Below are 17,276 nucleotides of genomic sequence, written 5' to 3' on the forward strand. Positions count from 1 at the left end.
GGGCCCCCCCCCCGGGTGCGCCAACCATAGTACCCCCAACAGCCCGCGGCCCCAAGGCCGCGGCCCCCGCCGGCGCTTGTTGGGGGGGGGCCCCCGCACCCCAGCCCCACTGCGCCCCCGGGCCCCCCCTGGGGGGCGCGGCCCCCCCACCGGCCCGCCCCGCCACCGGCTTGTCCGCATACGTTCGTCCCGCTACGAGCCGTCGGCACAACGGCGGCTCCCCGGACGGGAGATGATCGGGGGTGCACACGTGCGCATCGGACTGCTGACGGAGGGTGGCTATCCGTATGTGAGCGGTGACGCCGGACTCTGGTGCGACCGGCTCGTGCGCGGGCTCGGGCAGCACGAGTTCGACGTCTACGCGCTCAGCCGCACCCAGCGGCAGGAGGACGAGGGCTGGATCCCGCTTCCACCGCAGGTCAGCCGGGTACGAACCGCACCGCTGTGGGCCGCCGAGGACGACGGGGCGGTGCACGGGCGACGCGCACGTCGGCGCTTCGCCGAATGCTACGAGGAACTCGCGGGGGCGGTCTGCGCGGCCTCGGATGCTGAGCCCCATGCCATGACGGACCGTTTCGGCAGCGCGCTGTACGGACTCGCCGAACTCGCCCGCGACGAGGGGGGACTGCCCGGCGCGCTGCGCTCCGAAACCGCCGTACGTGCCCTGGAGCGCGCTTGTCGCGCGCCCGGCGCCCTGCGCGCCGCGCGCGAGGCCCGCGTCCCCGAACTGCTCACCGTCGCCGCACACCTCGAACGCGCCCTGCGCCCCCTCTCCCTCGACTGGTACGAGGACGACGACCTCGGCGCCGCAGACCTGTGCCACGCCACGACCGGCGGCCCGGCGGCCCTGGCCGGACTCCTCGTCGGCCACTTCTGCGGGGTGCCGCTGCTGGTCACCGAGTACGGCGTACAACTGCGCTCCCACTACCTGGCCTCCGGCCCCGGCACCGCGGCCCCGGCCGTACGGGCCCTGCTCGCCTCCTTCCACCGCCTGCTCGCCGCCGAGATCTACCGGCGGGCCGCGATCATCACGCCCGGCAACGCGCACGCCCGCCGCTGGCAGGAACGCTGCGGCGCGGACCGCGTCAGGATCCGCACCGTCCACCCGGGCATGGAGGCGTCCCGCTTCGCGGAGGTCGGCGAGTCCCCGGACCGTGCCGACCCCGGCACGCTGGTGTGGGTCGGCCGGGTGGACCCCGCCAAGGACCTGGTGTCCCTGCTGCACGCCTTCGCCGAGGTGCGCAGGGTCGAGCCCAGGGCACGGCTGCGCATCGTGGGCGCGGCGACGGGACCCGAGGCTCAGGCGTACCTGGGGCACTGCGAGGTGCTGGCCGCACAGCTCTTCCCGGACGAGGCGGAGGGCGCCCACGCGGTCGGCGAGAACCCCGTCTCCTTCGAGGAGATCGGCGGTCCCGAGGCCCCGACCCTCGCCGACGCCTACGCGGCGGGCGCCGTCGTCGTCCTGTCCAGCGTCGTCGAGGGCTTCCCGATCAGCCTGGTCGAGGCCATGCTGTGCGGCCGGCCCACGGTGTCCACGGACGTCGGGGCGGTGGTCGAGGCCGTCGGCGGCACCGGACTGGTCGTGCCGCCACGCAATCCGCGAGCGCTCGCCGAGGCGTGCGTGGCGCTGCTGCGCGACCCCGAGCGTCGTGCGCGCCTGGGCGCCGCCGCCCGCGCCCGCGCGCTCGAACTCTTCACCGTCGAGCAGAACATCGCGGCATTTCACAGCATTTACCTGGAGATCGTCTCGCGCTGTCCCGTACGCCGCGTGATCACCGGCAAGACCGGCGAACCCCTCCCGTTCGCCGTCCCCGCCGAGGCCCGCGTCCCCGGTCGCTGGACCGGCCCCACGGCCCGCGTCGTGGCCCGCGGCGGCCCCGGCTGGGCGACGCGCGCACCGGTGCGGGCCGTGGGGCCGGCGGCGCCGGAGGCGGCGCGATGAGCGGCCTGGGCGAACTGGACCGCCCCGGAGCCCCCGACAACCCCGGCGCGTGGGACTCACGGTCGCAGGAGTGGCCGGCGGGGAAGAGGCCGGCGCCGGGAGCGGCGCAGGGACCCGGGCCCGACGCCCCCGACCGGCGTAAGAACGGAGTCGGCGGCATCCCCGGGCCCGCTGCCCGCCGAGGCGCCGCCGACCCGGTCAAGGCGCTGATGCACCGTCACCGCGAGCTGTGTGAGCGGGCCGTGGACCCGCTGGAGATCGCGGCAGGCCTCGAGGCGCACGGCGTCACCGACCGGACCGCCGCGAGCTTTCGCCACCGGGACGTGTTCTCGCTCGCCGAGGAGATGTTCGCGCGCGCGTCCCGCGACGGCGACAACCTCCCGCCCGCCGACACCGCCGCCCTTCCCCGGCCCCGTCTCGACTGGGCCCTGCTCACCCTCCTGCCGGGCGCCCTCGGTACGGCGGTGGTGACCGGCCTGCGCCTCACCCATGGCCGGCCGCGCCTGCTGGTCGCCGCCGTGGGTCTTCTCGCCGTGGCCCTCGCGGTGCGTGCGGCACTGCGCCGGGGCCCGCTGAGCACGTCGGCCGGCACACGCGCGTGGCGCGCGGCGACCCGCACGCGCGTGGCGACCATCTGGCTCCTCGCCTACGCCCTGCTCGGCGACGGCCTGCTCCGAGCCGTCCTGGAAGGTGGCCCCGACGAGCCGCCGACCGGCACCGCGGACGGCCTCTGGCCCCTGGCCACCGCGCCCGTACTGGCCCTCTTCCTGAGCTGCGCCCCGGCGGCCTGGTGCGCCCACCTGTTCGCCGCGCGGGCCTACCGCAGACTCACGGCCAGCCGCGGCCTGGAGGAGTTCGCCGCCGCCACCCGACCGGCGTTGTTCGGCACGTTCGCCCTGTTCCTGGCCCTCCTCACGGCCCTGCTCGCCCTGTGCAGCGCGGCCCTGCACCAGCCCGCCGCCTACCCCCAGACCCTCAGTCTGGGCGCCCTCCTCCTGCTCGCCCGCCTGCTCACCGTCCACCGCCATCGCCACGCCCCGGCGCTGGTCCTGGCCGGCGCGGCCGTGACGGAGGCGGCGGCCTCCGCCCTGGACCTCACGGGCCGCCTGCCCGGGTGCGCCCTCGTGGCGGCTCCCGTCGAGTCGCTCGTGGACACCTGGGGCCCGGGCAGCGTGCCCACCCTCGCCTGCGCGACCGCGGCTCTGGCCCTGCTGGTCCACGCGAGCCGCACCCTGACCCGGGCCTCGGCCCACGCGCCGGCGGAGGGCCGGACGGGAGACCAGCCATGACAAGACCAGGCATGACGAACCCAGGCCCAGGCGCCCTGCCGTTCGCCGCGGGCAACCGCAGGCAACCGCACCACCCCCTCGAAGGAGAACACCAGATGACCACCTCCCGACCCGGAGCGTCCGGAGCCACCGGAACAGCCGGAGCGATCACCCCGGGAGCGGCCCGATGAGAGTCCTGCTGATCGGAGCCAACGGCTACCTCGGCCGCTTCGTCGCCGACCGTCTGCTCGCCGACCCGGCCGTCCAGCTCACCGCACTCGGCCGCGGCGACGACGCCGACGTCCGCTTCGACCTGGCGACGGGCAGCCCCGGCGCCCTCACCCGTTTCCTCGACGCGGTCCACCCCGGAGTCGTCGTCAACTGCGCGGGCGCCACCCGCGGCGGCGCCCGCGAGCTCACCCGGCACAACACCGTCGCGGTCGCCACCGTCTGCGAGGCCCTGCGCCGCAGCGGCTGCGGCGCGCGTCTGGTGCAGATCGGCTGCGGCTCCGAGTACGGCCCGAGCCAGCCCGGCTCCTCCACGGCCGAGGACGCCGTCCCCCGCCCCGGCGGCCCGTACGGTGTCAGCAAGCTCGCGGCCACCGAACTGGTCCTCGGCTCCGGCCTCGACGCCGTCGTGCTCCGCGTCTTCTCGCCCGCCGGCCCCGGCACCCCGGCCGGCTCCCCGCTCGGTCGCCTCGCCGAGGCCATGCGCCGCGCCATGCAGTCCGGTGACGGCGAACTCAAGCTCGGTGGCCTCGGCGTCCAGCGGGACTTCGTCGACGTACGCGATGTCGCCCGCGCCGTACACGCCGCCTCGCTGTCCGCCGCGCAAGGAGTCATCAACATCGGCTCGGGCCGTGCCGTGCGTCTGAGGGACGCCGCCACCGTCCTCGCCCGGGTGGCCGGGTACGGTGGTGCCCTGCACGAGCTCGACGGCCCGCTGCGGCCCGCCATCGGCCACCCCCGCTCCGACGCCGACCACGCCTCCCCGGTCGCGTACCCGTACCCGGACGGCTGCGGCAGCTGGCAGCAGGCCGATGTGCGCACCGCCCGCGACCGGCTCGGCTGGCGCCCCCGGATCAACCTCGAGGAGTCCCTCGCCGACATCTGGATGGAGGCGGCATGCCGTATCTGACCAGCACCAGGTCGGGCACCGCGACCACCGGCATCCGCACCGGCTTCGGCGTCCCGGGCTACGCCCACCCCCTCGTCGCCCCGGCCGAGTGGGCCGCGCTGGCCCGCTCCGGCGCACCCCTGCACTGGGTCGTCCTCAACGTCGCCCAGGGCCCCGGCATCCGCCCCGACCCGCACTGTCTCCAGGCGGCCGGGCGGTTACGCAACGCGGGCGTGCGCGTCCTCGGTCACCTGGACGCCAGGTACGGCCTCCGCGCCTTCGGTGAACTGGTCGCGGACGCGCACCGCTTCCTCGACTGGTACCAGGTCGACGGCTTCCTGCTGGACCGCTGCCCCGCCGAGCGCACCGCGCTCGGCGAGGTCCGTCGCACGGTGAGCACGCTGCGCGCGATCCGTGACGACGCCCACATAGTCCTCGGACACGGCACCCACCCCTGTCCGGGATACGCCGAGAACGCCGACCAGTTGGTGACCTTCTCCGGCTCCTGGAGCGACTACCGCTGGTCGCAGGTCGCCGAGTGGACCGCCGACTACCCGCCCGACCGCTTCTGCCACTTCGTGCACGGCGTGCCTCGCGGCCACCTCGACGAGGCGCTCCGCATCGCCCGCTGGCAGGGCGCGGCGACCATCTGGTTCACCGACCGCACCGATCGCGGCGGTCGCCGCGGTCCTGGCAGTCGCGGCTGCCACGTCGACCCGTGGGAGGGCATGCCCGGCTACTGGGACGAAATCGTCTCGCGTGTCGGAACGGGTGTCTCGGAATGAAAAAGGCCGTGGCAGTGTTACGCGAAGAACAACCGTACTGTTTGACCGACCAACGGAGTCCCCGTGTCGCTGCCACCCCTGGTCGAGCCAGCTGCTGAGCTCACCGTAGACGAGGTCCGCAGGTACTCCCGCCACCTGATCATCCCCGACGTCGGGATGGACGGGCAGAAGCGGCTGAAGAACGCCAAGGTGCTCTGTGTGGGCGCCGGCGGCCTGGGCTCGCCGGCGCTGATGTACCTGGCCGCTGCGGGCGTCGGCACCCTCGGCATCGTGGAGTTCGACGAGGTCGACGAGTCGAACCTGCAGCGCCAGATCATCCACAGCCAGTCCGACATCGGCCGCTCCAAGGCCGAGTCCGCGCGCGACAGCGTCAAGGGCATCAACCCGTACGTGAACGTGATCCTTCACGAGGAGCGGCTCGAGGCCGACAACGTGATGGACATCTTCAGCCAGTACGACCTGATCGTCGACGGCACGGACAACTTCGCGACCCGCTACCTGGTCAACGACGCGTGCGTACTGCTGAACAAGCCGTACGTGTGGGGTTCGATCTACCGCTTCGACGGCCAGGCCTCGGTCTTCTGGTCCGAGCACGGACCCTGCTACCGCTGCCTGTACCCGGAGCCCCCGCCCCCCGGCATGGTCCCCTCCTGCGCCGAGGGCGGCGTGCTGGGCGTGCTGTGCGCGTCCATCGGCTCCATCCAGGTCAACGAGGCCATCAAGCTCCTCGCGGGCATCGGCGAGCCGCTGGTCGGCCGCCTGATGATCTACGACGCCCTGGAGATGCAGTACCGCCAGGTCAAGGTCCGCAAGGACCCGAACTGCGCGGTCTGCGGCGAGAACCCGACCGTCACCGAGCTCATCGACTACGAGGCCTTCTGCGGCGTCGTCTCCGAGGAGGCCCAGCAGGCGGCGGCCGGCGCCACGATCACTCCCAAGCAGCTCAAGGAGTGGATCGACGACGGCGAGAACATCGAGATCATCGATGTGCGCGAGCCGAACGAGTACGAGATCGTCTCCATCCCCGGCGCCCGCCTGATCCCGAAGAACGAGTTCCTCATGGGCACCGCCCTCGAGGGCCTCCCGCAGGACAAGAAGATCGTCCTGCACTGCAAGACGGGTGTCCGCAGTGCGGAAGTCCTCGCCGTCCTGAAGTCCGCCGGCTTCGCCGACGCCGTCCACGTCGGCGGCGGCGTCATCGGCTGGGTCAACCAGATCGAACCGGACAAGCCGGTCTACTGAGCACTGGCCTCGCTGACCAGCCAGACTGAGGAAGCCCGCGGCTCTGACCAACTCAGATGCCGTGGGCTTCTGTCGTTGTCGGCCGGCGCCGGGTGACCTCGAACGGCCCGCGGACGGCCCGGGAACGGTCACTCGGCATACGTCCTCACGGCGTCCGCAACGCCGTCGCACGGATGAAGACCCCGGAGGGCTGGCGGAGCAGAGTGTTTGCAGGGGAGCGGGGAAGAAGCCAGAACGGGAGGGGGACAGGAGGGCAACTGTGATCGTCCTCGCCATCTTTCTCCTCATCGTCGGGACGCTCCTGGTCTCCATCGGGGCACTACTGATCCTTGTTGGGGCGTTTCTGATCGCCCTAGGGGTGACCTTGATCCTTATGGGGCTTACCTTGATCGCTGTAGGTGCGTTCCTGCTAATCCGGAGACTCCTCAGGCGCGACCGAACGCAATCTCACTCGTGGTGATCTGAGGGGCCCCTCAGCACAGCCACCACTGAGCCACGGCTCGTCCCGCTCGACCGGCGGCGGGGATTCCGTGCCCCGCGGGTGCGCGGGGCCCCCGCCGTCGTCATGAGCAGACCTTGCCGTCCTTCGGTACCGTGCCGTTCAGCAGGTAGGCGTTCACCGTCGAGTCGACGCAGTCGCTCCCTCGGCCGTAGGCCACGTGCCCCTCGCCCTTCCAGGTGAGCTCGACGCCGACGCCCCGGCCCAGTTCGTCGGCCATCCTGCGGGTGCCCTCGTACGGCGTCGCCGGGTCCCCGGTGTTGCCGACCAGCAGGATCGGCGCCGCGCCCGGCGCGCTCACCTCGGGGGTCTCGTACTGTCCGGGCACCGGCCAGTTGTGGCACCAGCCGGCCGCGTCCCAGCCCAGGAAGTCCCCGAAGACGGGCGAGATCTTCTCGAATCGGGGCAGCAGCTTCTTCGTCTCCTGGAGCGTGGGCCGCTCCTTGTCGTCCAGGCACGATATGACCCGTTGGGCCTGGGTCGTCGTGCCGTAGTGCCCCGAGGAATCCCGCTCGTTGTAGTCGTCGGCGAGTGACAGCAGCTGCGTCCCGTCTCCCTCTTCCGCCGCGGTGAGAGCGCCGGTCAGCTCCGGCCAGCGGGACTCGCTGTACAGCGGCAGGATGATGCCGGTGACGGCCAGCGTCTGGGTCAGCCTGCGCCCGGAGGACGTGGGCAGCGGCTTCGCGTCGACCCGCTTCAGCAGGTCCACGATCTTCTGCGAGCCCTTCGCGGGGTCCTGGCCCCTCGACTTCAGGTAGTCGTCGAGTGCCCGCTGGAAGCCCTTGGCCTGGTTCTCGGCGTGGCCCACCGAATCCGCGCTCGGGTCGACCACCGCGTCGAGGACCAGGCGCCCCACGTTCTTCGGGAACAAGTGGGCGTAGACGCCGCCCAGTTCTGTGCCGTAGGAGAAGCCGAAGTAGTGCGTCCTGGCGTCACCGAGCACCTGGCGGATCAGGTCCATGTCGCGGGCGGTGTCGGTGGTCGAGACGTGGGCCATGAGTTTCCCGGCGGCCCGCGAGCAGCCCTTGCCGAAGTCGGTGGCGTCCTGGAAGTAAGCCTTCTCCTCGGCCGGGGTGTCGGGGGTGGCGTCCACCGTCTCGGCGGCTTGGACGTCCTTGTCGGCGCGGCAGCGGATGCCCTTGTCGGTGCCGACCCCGCGCGGGTCCCAGCTGACCAGGTCGTACCGCTCGCGCAGTGCGGACATGGTGGGCCCGAAGGCGGGCATCGTCGAGACTCCCGAGCCGCCCGGTCCGCCGAAGTTGAACAGTAGCGAGCCGATGCGGTCGCCCCCGGTGGCCTTCGCCCGGATCAGCGCCAGACCGATGGTGGCTCCCTCGGGCCTGCTCCAGTCGAGCGGCACCTTCAGCGTCGCGCACTGCCACTCACCGCTCGGCGCCGGGGAGTCCCCGGTGGCCTCGCAGCCGCCCCAGTCGAGCTTCTGGGACGTGAGCGAGGAGGGTAGGCCGGCGGCGGAGGGGGCGGTCGGCGACGCCGATGGCGCATCGGACCGCCGCTTCGCGTCGTCCCCGCTCCCGCCGGACCCGCCGCCGCACCCGGCCACCAGCATCGCGGCGGCGACCACGGCCGACCATCGTACGAAACGCGACATGCACACCCCCTTGCCAAGCCCTCCGCGTCTCGGTCGCGGAGCGGTCAAGCCATGGTAGGCGGATCTTCCCAAACCCGTATTTGCCTGTGGATAACGCTCTGACCTGCGGCTTTCTTTCGTGGACTCGTGGTGGATCAGGAGCGGTGGATCAGGAGCAGACCGTTCCCGCCGGGGGCACCTTGCCGTCCAGCAGATAGCCGTTCACCGCGGCCTGCACGCACTTGTTCTTGCTGTCGTAGGCGCCGTGCCCCTGCCCCTTGTACGTCAGTTCGACGCCGACACCCTTGCCGAGCGCGTCCACCATCTTCTTCGCGCCCTCGTACGGCGTCGCCGGGTCACCGGTGTTGCCGACGACGAGGATCGGCGCCGACCCGGGCGCGCTCACGTCGGGGTGATCGCCGGCGCCCGGCGTGGCCCAGTCGGTGCAGCCGATCATGCCCCAGGCCAGGTAGTCCCCGAACAGGGCGGAGGCGGCGCGGAATTCCGGCAGCTTCTGCTGGACGTCGGCGGTGGTGTAGCGCGGTTTCGCGTCGGAACAGTTGATCGCGGTGTTCGCGGCGGCGATGTTGCTGTACTCGCCGTTCTCGTTGCGTCCGTTCATCGAGTCGGACAGCAGCATCAGGATCCTGCCGTCGCCGTCGTAGGCCTGCTCCAACCCCTCGGTGAGGTACTCCCAGAAGTCCTTCGAGTACAGCGACTGCGCGATGCCGTTGGTCGCGTCGCTCTGCGTCAGCTCGCGCGGGAGGATGCCGGGGATCGGTTTGCGATCAAGGTCGGCCAGTAGCTTGGCGATGCGGTCCTTGACGTCCTGCGCGGTGTCGCCGATCGGGCAGTCGGTGGTCTTCGAGGTGCAGTCCTCGGCGAAGTTGTCGAGGGCCAGCTGGAAGCCCCTGGCCTGCCCGAGCGAGCTCTGCTCGGGATCCTGGGTGGGGTCGACGACGGCGTCGAAGACGGCGCGGCCGACGTTCCTGGGGAACAGGTGGGCGTAGACGCCGCCGAGTTCGGTGCCGTAGGAGATGCCGAAGTAGTACAGCTTGGCGTCGCCGAGGACCTGGCGCATCAGGTCCATGTCACGGGCCGCGTCCGTGGTGCGCACGTGCGGCAGGATCTTCTCGGAGTGCTTCTCGCAGGCCGCGTTGAACTGCTTGGTGCGGTCCAGGAGCTGGGTGCGCTCCGCGCTGTCGTCCGGTGTGGCGTCCTGCTGGAAGTACTCGTCGAGCTGCGCGTCGCTCTCGCACTCCACGGGCGCGCTGCGGCCCACCCCGCGCGGGTCGAAACTCACCAGGTCGTAGCGGGTGCGCAGCTGCGCGTAGTCCTCGCCGAACGCGGGCAGCGTGGTGACGCCGCTGCCGCCGGGGCCGCCGAAGTTGAACACGAGCGAGCCGATCCGCTCGCTCGCCGCCCCGCTCGCCCTGGCCCGGATCAACGCCAGGTCGATCGTGTCGCCCTTGGGGTCGCTCCAGTCGAGGGGCGCCTTCATCGTGGCGCACTGCCACTTGGCGCCGCCCGGCAGCGGCGACGGGGCGCTGCCGCCGCCCTCGGCCGCCGAGGGGGCCGGGCAGTCCTTCCAGTCCAGCTTCTGCGCCGTCAGGTCCCCGTCCTCCTCACCCTGATCACACCCCGCCAGCAGTGAGGACAGCAGCACCGCGGAGGCCAGGGCAGCGGCGGCTCGGATCCGGGAGGGGTTCGGCATGTTTCCATCCTGCGGCCGCGTGACGCTGGGCGCGCGGGACGCGAGCCGTACGAGGTACTCCCCGCACCGGGCGCTAAAGTGCGCCCTTGCGCGACAGGTGGTTGAAGGCAAGCCAGCCCGGCAGGACCGGCAGCCACAGTGTCAGCAGCCGGAACAGCAGGACGGCCGGCGCGGCGACCTCCTTGGGAAGGCCGACGGCGATCAGGCCGACGGTCAGGGTTGCCTCGACCGCGCCGACGCCGCCCGGGGTGGGCGCCGCGGAGCCGAGCGCGTTGCCGGCCAGGAAGACCACCGCGACGCTGGCGATGCTCAGCGAGGTCGTGTTGTCACCGAACGCCCGGATCGACGCGTCCAGGCACATCACGAAGCAGGCGGTCAGCAGCAGCATGCCGCCGATGCCGGTGACCAGCTTCTGCGGCCGCTGCAGAACGTCCAGCATGCGCGGCACGACACCGGCGAAAAGCGACCTCACGCGCGTGACGACGAACTTCCGCAGGAACGGCACCGAGGTCACCACGAGCACGAGCACAGCCACTGTCAGCAGACCGGCGATGACCGTCCGGGACGGCGACAGCGACGGCGTCTTCTCGGTCCCGGTCAGATAGCCGAAGGACAGCAGCATCAGGATGTGGCAGCCGAGCCCGAACAGCTGAGAGGCGCCGACACTCGCCACCGCGAGCCCGGGGCGCACGCTCGCCCGCTGAAGGAAGCGCGTGTTGAGCGCGACACCACCGACCGCGGCCGGCGCCACGATCTTCACGAACGAGCCGGCGACCTGCGCGGCCACGGTCCGCAGGAAGGGCACCCGCTCGGGCACGAACCCCAGCAGGGCCATCGCCGCCGCGAAGTAGCTCGCCGCCGAGAACAGCACGGCCGCGGCCACCCAGCCCCACTGGGCATTGGCGACCAGTGGACCGAACTCGATGTGCGTGAGCTGCGTCAGCAGGAAGTACGCACCGATCGCGCCGGCGATGAAACTGATCAGCGTGCGCGGTCGCACCCGCTCCAGCCGGGCCGGCTCGACGGGCGCCTGCGGCCTGATCCGCAGCACCTGGTGCCGGATCTGGGTGAGCAGATCCTCCTCGCGCGCTTCCTCCAGGGCCTCGTCGATGGCCCGCTTCTCGGCCCGCTGCTCGGCGCGCACGGTCTTCTTGTCGGGGTTCTCCAGAGCGGGTCTGGTGTCGTCCGAGGCCTCCTCCAGGCGGGCCTGCTTGGCCTGCCGGGACGCATCGAGGACCGCTTCGCGCTCTCGTTCGGCCCGTTCCCGGGCCAGTTTTCGCAGCGTCGCGCGCGTGGAGCGGGTCAGTGCGATCGGCTGGAGCATGGGCAGGCAGTCGGCGACCGCGTCGGGTCCGAGGACGCCGACCGCCGAGGCCACCGCACGCTCGGCGCCCACCCGCAGGCCGAGCGTCGTGACCAACTGGGCGACGTCCATGCGCAGCAGCAGATCACCGGCCGCGATCTCGCCGCCGCGCAGATCGGTGAGGATCACCGTGCCGGAACGATCCACCAGAATCGCGTCACCCGCGAGCCTGCGGTGCGCGATGCGCCGGGACTGAAGGGCCCGCACCTGGTGCCAGGTGCTGCGCAGCAGGTCGTCGGTGATCTCGTCGTCGGCCACCGAGTCGAGGCTGCGCGCGCCGGTGTGCTCGTAGACGAGCATCACTGCGTCGGGACCCAGCTCGGACGTGGCGATGAGCTTGGGGGCGTTGGCGCCCGCCGCGATCGCCGCGTACGCCAGCAGCGCCTCCTGCTCCAGCGCCTGGCGCAGCGACTGGAGACTGGAGCGGGTGGCGAAGCCGCGCAGGGTGAGGTTGCGCCACGCGCGGTAGAAGAAGCCCTGGGCCTGCTGCTCCCGGTCGACGACCGTGACGTCCAGCGGCGGGCCGTCCTCCAGGGTCACGAAGTAGCGCCGGCCTCGGTCCGCGTTCTCGGCGTCCGGGGCCTCGTCACGGGCCGCGCTGACCGGGTGGAATCCGACGTGCCGCAGCCCCGCCATCAGGGTCTGGCCGGTGGGCCGGATATTGGGGGAGCCGACCGCGTACAGCGTGCCGTAGGCCACCGTCCAGCCGATCAGCACGGTCAGGATGATCGAGAAGGGGGTCGTGTAGCCGGTGACCAGCATCGAGAAGGCGTCGAGCAGCAGGACGATCCACAGCACCGCGCGCCAGCGGGGCCGCCGGGACATGCCGACGGCCGTCATATAGGCGATGACGGGGGCGAGGTAGCCGTGCACCGGGTCGGTCAGGGCGTGGATGTCACCGGGGGAGGGCTGGGTGAGCGCCTCCTGGATGGAGCCCGGGGCGGCCCGGGCGACCCACAGGTCTGTGGCAAGCGTCACACCGTGCGCGAGGACCGCCGCGAGCACGCCGTCGGCGATGCGCAGCCCGTCCCGTTTGATCAGCCGCTCGATCGCGAACGCGACCGGCACCAGGAGGATCGCGATGCTCGACGCCAGCCCCGCGATCTTGATCAGCAGATCGGGCGCCTGGCCGGTGCCCTTGTTGATGTCCTGTTCGAACCCCGAGGTGGTCCCGTGCGCGAACGCGGCGATCGCCAGCAGTACGGCGATGGCGAGCACGCCCACCAGCAGGCGCATCAGGTCGGAGGGGCGGTGCACGCGCGCGGGGAGCAGCGGTTCGTCGCCCTCGACGGCGTCGGCGTGCAACTCGTCATCCGGCTCGGTACCGGGCGCTGCGGCGTCGTCGGGCCGCCGCGTGTCCTCGGGGGCCGGGCGCTCGGCGTGTGCTTCGGCGGAGTCCGGGCGCGACGCCGCGGCAGAGGTGCCCTCCGCGCCTTCGGGGTGCACGCCCTGCTGCTTCATCGTCTCTTCTTGATCTCGTATCACCAGTCACCGCCCGCACGATGGTGGCATGCCGCACCGACACACGGGGGCATCAGGGTGCAAATGCGGGGGCGCACAGTCTGCCGGAAGCTCCGCCGGAGGGCGAGAGACCGTCCTGCCGCCGTCCGCGTCACGTTGTCGGTGGGGTGGGGCAGGATGGGGCGGATGAGCGAGCAGAGGCATCCGGAGGACACGCGCGCCGGATACGCGGACGCGCTGCCGGAGTACGCCGAGCGGGTCCTCGACGTCGCCGAGCGGATCCCGCCCGGGCGGGTCATGACGTACGGGGACGTCGCGGAGTGGCTCCAGGAGGGCGGCCCGCGCCAGGTGGGCCGGGTCATGGCGCTCTACGGCGGAGCCGTCCCGTGGTGGCGGGTCGTCCGCGCGGACGGCCTCCTGCTGCCCGGCCACGAACTGCGGGCGCTCGAGCACTACCGCGCCGAGGGCACTCCGCTGAAGGAGGCGGGCAGAGCGGCCGAGGGCCACCTGCCCCGCCTCGACATGAGGCGGGCCAGGTGGGACGGCAGCGAGAGCGCGGAGGGTCACATCTGACAGCTTCCGCCATCGGACGCCCCCGAGGGGAGCCCGTGGCCCATAAGGGGGAAACGGGGCACGCCCGTGGCATGGCGTACGTTCGTGAGTCGTGGGACTCGCGTGACGCGAGCGCCGCGAGGGATGAACCGGAAGACCTGCTTCCGTCCCTTTCGTCGGCGTCACCGGCGTAGCGTCGGCTGCGCGCGTCCCCCTCACCCCGCGGCCACCGTCACACACGCGTGACCCCCTGCCAACCAGCACACCCACCAGGACCGGCGAACCACGTGAGCTCCTCTTCCTCCACCAGGCGCCTGCCGCACCCCCCGGTGCGGCAGGGGAACAGTGGCGCTTACCGACTGGTGCGTACCCCTCCGACCGAGCCGGATCCCCTCCGTCTGGACGCCGCCCAGCGCGCCGTGGTTGACCACAGGGCCGGCCCGCTGCTCGTCCTCGCAGGTCCCGGCACCGGCAAGACCACCACGCTCGTAGAGTCGGTGGCCGCGCGGATCGCCCGTGGCGGGGACCCCGAGCGCATCCTGGTGCTGACGTTCAGCCGCAAGGCGGCCGTCGACCTGCGCGACCGCATGGCCCGGCGCATAGGGGCGGCCCGCGCCCCCCAGGCGACCACTTTCCACTCGTACTGCTACGCCCTGGTCCGTGCCCACCAGGACAGCGACCTCTTCGTGGAGCCACTGCGCCTGCTCTCCGGCCCCGAGCAGGACGTCACCGTCCGCGAGCTGCTCGCGGGCCAGCCGGAGCTGGAGCGGCTCGGGCTGAACCATGTGCGCTGGCCGGACGAGCTGCGCGCCTGCCTGACCACCCGGGGCTTCGCCGACGAGGTCCGCGCGGTCCTCGCCCGCAGCCGCGAGCTCGGCCTGGGCCCCGCCGCCCTGGACGCCTTCGCCCGGCGCATCGGCCGCCCCGACTGGCAGGCCGCGGCGGCCTTCCTCGCCGAGTACCTCGACGTCATCGACCTGCAAGGCGTGCTGGACTACGCCGAACTCGTCCACCGCGCGGTGCTCCTCGCCCGCCGCCCGGAGACCGCCGCACGGCTCGCCGCCCGGTACGACGCCGTGTACATCGACGAGTACCAGGACACCGACCCGGCCCAGGTGCGTCTGCTGCACGCCCTGGCCGGCGACGGCCGCACCCTGGTCGCCTTCGGCGATCCCGACCAGTCGATCTACGCGTTCCGGGGCGCCGACGTGAACGGCATCCTCGACTTCCCGCAGGCCTTCCCGCGCGCGGACGGCCGTCCGGCTGCCGTGGAGGTCCTGCGCACCTCCCGCCGGTCCGGCGCCGCCCTGCTGGCCGCGACCCGCCTGTTGACCCAGCGCATGCCGCTGACCCGCCTCCCCGCCGACAAGGTCCGCGCCCACCGCGAGCTGACCCCGGTACGGGACTCGGGCCGCGCCGAGGTCTACACGTACCCCACACCCGGTACGGAGCTCGACAACATCGCCGACATCCTCCGCAGGGCACACCTGGAGGACGGCGTGCCCTGGAGCGACATGGCCGTCCTCGTGCGCGCGGGGTCCCGCACCATCCCGACGCTCCGCCGCGCCCTCACGGCGGCAGGTGTCCCCCTGGACATCGACGGCGACGACCTGCCCCTGCGCCACGAACCGGCGGTGGCACCGCTCCTGACGGCACTCCGGGCGGTGGCCACGGCGGAGGCGGCGGAACGCCCTGGCCAGGACACCGGTCAGGACACTGGACAGGACACCGGTCAGGGCTCGGGCCAGGGCTCGGGTCAGGGCTCGGGTCAGGGCTCGGGTCAGGGTTCGGGTCAGGACTCCGAGCAGCCCGGCCAGGAGCCCTGCTGGCTCGACACCGAGACCGCCCTCACCCTGCTCGCCTCCCCCCTGGCCGGCATGGACGCCGCCGATCTGCGCCGCCTCGGACGTGCCCTGCGCGAGGAGGAGCGGGCGGCAGGCAACCCGCTGCCGCCGCCCTCGGACGAACTGCTGGCGCGGGTGCTCGCCGAACCCGAGCGTCTGGTCGCGCACGATCCCGCGTACGCGCGCGGAGCCCAGCGCCTCGGCGCCCTGCTCAGGAAGGCCCGGGAGCGCCTGGCGGGCGGCGGTACGGCCGAGGAGGCGCTGTGGGAGCTGTGGGAGGGCACGCCGTGGCCCGCCCGCCTGGAGCGGGCCGCCCGGCGCGGCGGCGCTGCCGGCCGCAACGCCGACCGCGATCTGGACGCGGTGTGCGCCCTGTTCGCGACCGCCGCGCGCGCCGAGGAGCGTACCGGCGGGCGGGGCGCCCTCAACTTCCTCGAGCAGATCGCGGCCGAGGACATCGCCGCCGACACACTGACCCGGCGTGCGCTGCGACCCGACGCCGTACACCTGATGACCGCGCACCGATCCAAGGGCCTCCAATGGCGCCTGGTCGTCGTCGCCGGCGTGCAGGAAGGGCTGTGGCCCGACCTGCGCCGGCGCGGCTCCCTGCTGGAGGCCGACCGCATCGGCCGCGACGGGCTCGCCGAACCGCTCACTCCGGGAGCGCTTCTCGCCGAGGAGCGCCGCCTGTTCTACGTGGCCGCCACACGCGCGCGTGAGCGCCTCGTCGTCACCGCGGTGAAGGCGCCGGCCGACGACGGCGACCAGCCCTCCCGGTTCCTCACCGAACTCGGCGTCGAGCCGCAGGACGTCACCGGCCGCCCGCGCCGCCCGCTGTCCGTGGCCGCGCTGGTCGCCGAGCTGCGCGCCACGACGGTCGACCCGCGCGTGTCGGCGGCCCTGCGCGAGGCCGCCGCCCACCGCCTCGCCCGGCTCGCCGCCCTCGCCGACGAGGACGGCCGCCCGCTTGTCCCCTCCGCGCACCCCTACCGCTGGTGGGGCATGTTCGAGCCGACCGAGAGCAAGGTGCCCCTGCGCAACCGCGACCAGCCTGTCGTGCTGTCGGGCAGCGCCCTCGACCAGCTCGCCAACACCTGCGCCCTCCAGTGGTTCCTGGGACGCGAGGTGAAGGCCGACGCCCCCGCCACCGCCGCTCAGGGCTTCGGCAACGTCGTCCATGTCCTGGCCGACGAGGTCGCCTCCGGACGCACGCCCGCCGACCTCGACGTCCTCATGGAGCGCCTGGAGTCCGTGTGGAACGCGCTCGCCTTCGACGCTCCCTGGAAGTCGGCGCAGGAGAAGGAGCACGCGCGCGTGGCGCTCGAACGCTTCCTGCGCTGGCATGTGCTGGACCGGACCGGGCGGACACCCCTGGCGAGCGAGCACGACTTCGACGTCAGCCTCGAAGCGGGTGACTACGAAGTCCGCATCCGCGGCCAGATGGACCGGGTCGAAGCGGACGGCGAGGGCCGGGCGTATGTCGTCGACTTCAAGACCGGCAAGCAGGCCCCGACCGCCCGCGAGGTGGAGCGGCACCCGCAGCTGGCCGTCTACCAGCTCGCGATCCGCGAGGGCGCCGTGGACGACGCCTTCGACGGCGTGCGGCCCGAGCCCGGCGGCGCCGAACTGGTCCACCTGCGGCAGGGCGCCGCCCAGCGGGACGGCGGCGACAGCCTGCCCAAGGTGCAGGCCCAGGAGCCGCTGGAGGGTGAGTGGGTCGGTGAGCTGCTGGCCAACGCCGCCGGGAAGGTGCTCGACGAGCGGTTCACGCCGAGCACGGGCCAGCACTGCACCCACTGCGCATTCCGGGCGTCGTGCAGCGCGCAGCCCGAAGGACGGCAAGTGATCGAGTGACGCGGCACGTGACCGAGTGACGCGGCACGTGACCGAGTGATGCACGT

Annotated in this window: 10 protein-coding genes; 7 read left to right on the forward strand and 3 right to left on the reverse strand. The window is 72.6% G+C overall.

Annotation, left to right across the window (positions count from 1 at the left end):
* Positions 1–250: 250 nt before the first annotated feature.
* The 5 genes from ACWGJM_RS23970 (at position 251) to moeZ (ending at position 6,354) form a co-directional block, all read left to right on the forward strand.
* Positions 251–1,942, forward strand: coding sequence for a DUF3492 domain-containing protein (locus ACWGJM_RS23970; protein ID WP_453413729.1), 1,692 nt, complete (start codon positions 251–253; stop codon positions 1,940–1,942).
* Positions 1,939–3,231 (forward strand): hypothetical protein, encoded by a 1,293-nt coding sequence (locus ACWGJM_RS23975; RefSeq protein WP_453413730.1) that lies wholly within the window; start codon positions 1,939–1,941, stop codon positions 3,229–3,231. Before ACWGJM_RS23970 ends, ACWGJM_RS23975 begins: the two co-directional genes overlap by 4 nt.
* Before the next feature lie 166 nt (positions 3,232–3,397).
* Complete coding sequence (locus ACWGJM_RS23980; protein ID WP_453413731.1) at positions 3,398–4,348, forward strand: NAD-dependent epimerase/dehydratase family protein; 951 nt, start codon at positions 3,398–3,400, stop codon at positions 4,346–4,348.
* Positions 4,336–5,112 carry a spherulation-specific family 4 protein gene (locus ACWGJM_RS23985; protein ID WP_453413732.1) on the forward strand — a complete coding sequence of 259 codons (777 nt, stop codon included), beginning with the start codon at positions 4,336–4,338 and terminating at the stop codon, positions 5,110–5,112. Before ACWGJM_RS23980 ends, ACWGJM_RS23985 begins: the two co-directional genes overlap by 13 nt.
* Before the next feature lie 63 nt (positions 5,113–5,175).
* A complete protein-coding gene (gene moeZ, locus ACWGJM_RS23990; RefSeq protein WP_361809735.1) occupies positions 5,176–6,354 on the forward strand; it encodes an adenylyltransferase/sulfurtransferase MoeZ in 1,179 nt (392 codons plus the stop codon).
* 563 nt (positions 6,355–6,917) lie between these two features.
* On the opposite strand, the gene ACWGJM_RS23995 is transcribed toward moeZ, so the two are convergent.
* The 3 genes from ACWGJM_RS23995 to ACWGJM_RS24005 all read right to left on the reverse strand — a co-directional run bounded on the left by ACWGJM_RS23995 (position 6,918) and on the right by ACWGJM_RS24005 (position 12,979).
* On the reverse strand, positions 6,918–8,462 hold the full coding sequence (locus tag ACWGJM_RS23995; protein ID WP_453413733.1) for an alpha/beta hydrolase: 1,545 nt from the start codon (positions 8,460–8,462) through the stop codon (positions 6,918–6,920).
* Positions 8,463–8,610: 148 nt separating this feature from the next.
* A complete protein-coding gene (locus ACWGJM_RS24000) occupies positions 8,611–10,155 on the reverse strand; it encodes an alpha/beta hydrolase (RefSeq protein ID WP_453413734.1) in 1,545 nt (514 codons plus the stop codon).
* A 73-nt stretch (positions 10,156–10,228) separates the two neighbouring features.
* Positions 10,229–12,979 (reverse strand): lysylphosphatidylglycerol synthase transmembrane domain-containing protein, encoded by a 2,751-nt coding sequence (locus ACWGJM_RS24005; RefSeq protein ID WP_453413735.1) that lies wholly within the window; start codon positions 12,977–12,979, stop codon positions 10,229–10,231.
* A gap of 186 nt (positions 12,980–13,165) precedes the next feature.
* Here ACWGJM_RS24005 and ACWGJM_RS24010 point away from each other — a divergent pair, with 186 nt between their 5' ends.
* On the forward strand, positions 13,166–13,552 hold the full coding sequence (locus tag ACWGJM_RS24010) for an MGMT family protein (RefSeq protein ID WP_453413736.1): 387 nt from the start codon (positions 13,166–13,168) through the stop codon (positions 13,550–13,552).
* 266 nt (positions 13,553–13,818) lie between these two features.
* Entirely contained in the window at positions 13,819–17,229 is a 3,411-nt protein-coding gene (locus ACWGJM_RS24015) for an ATP-dependent helicase (RefSeq protein WP_453413737.1), read from the forward strand.
* Positions 17,230–17,276 lie beyond the last annotated feature (47 nt).

It is taken from the genome of Streptomyces sp. NPDC054834, assembly GCF_053611185.1.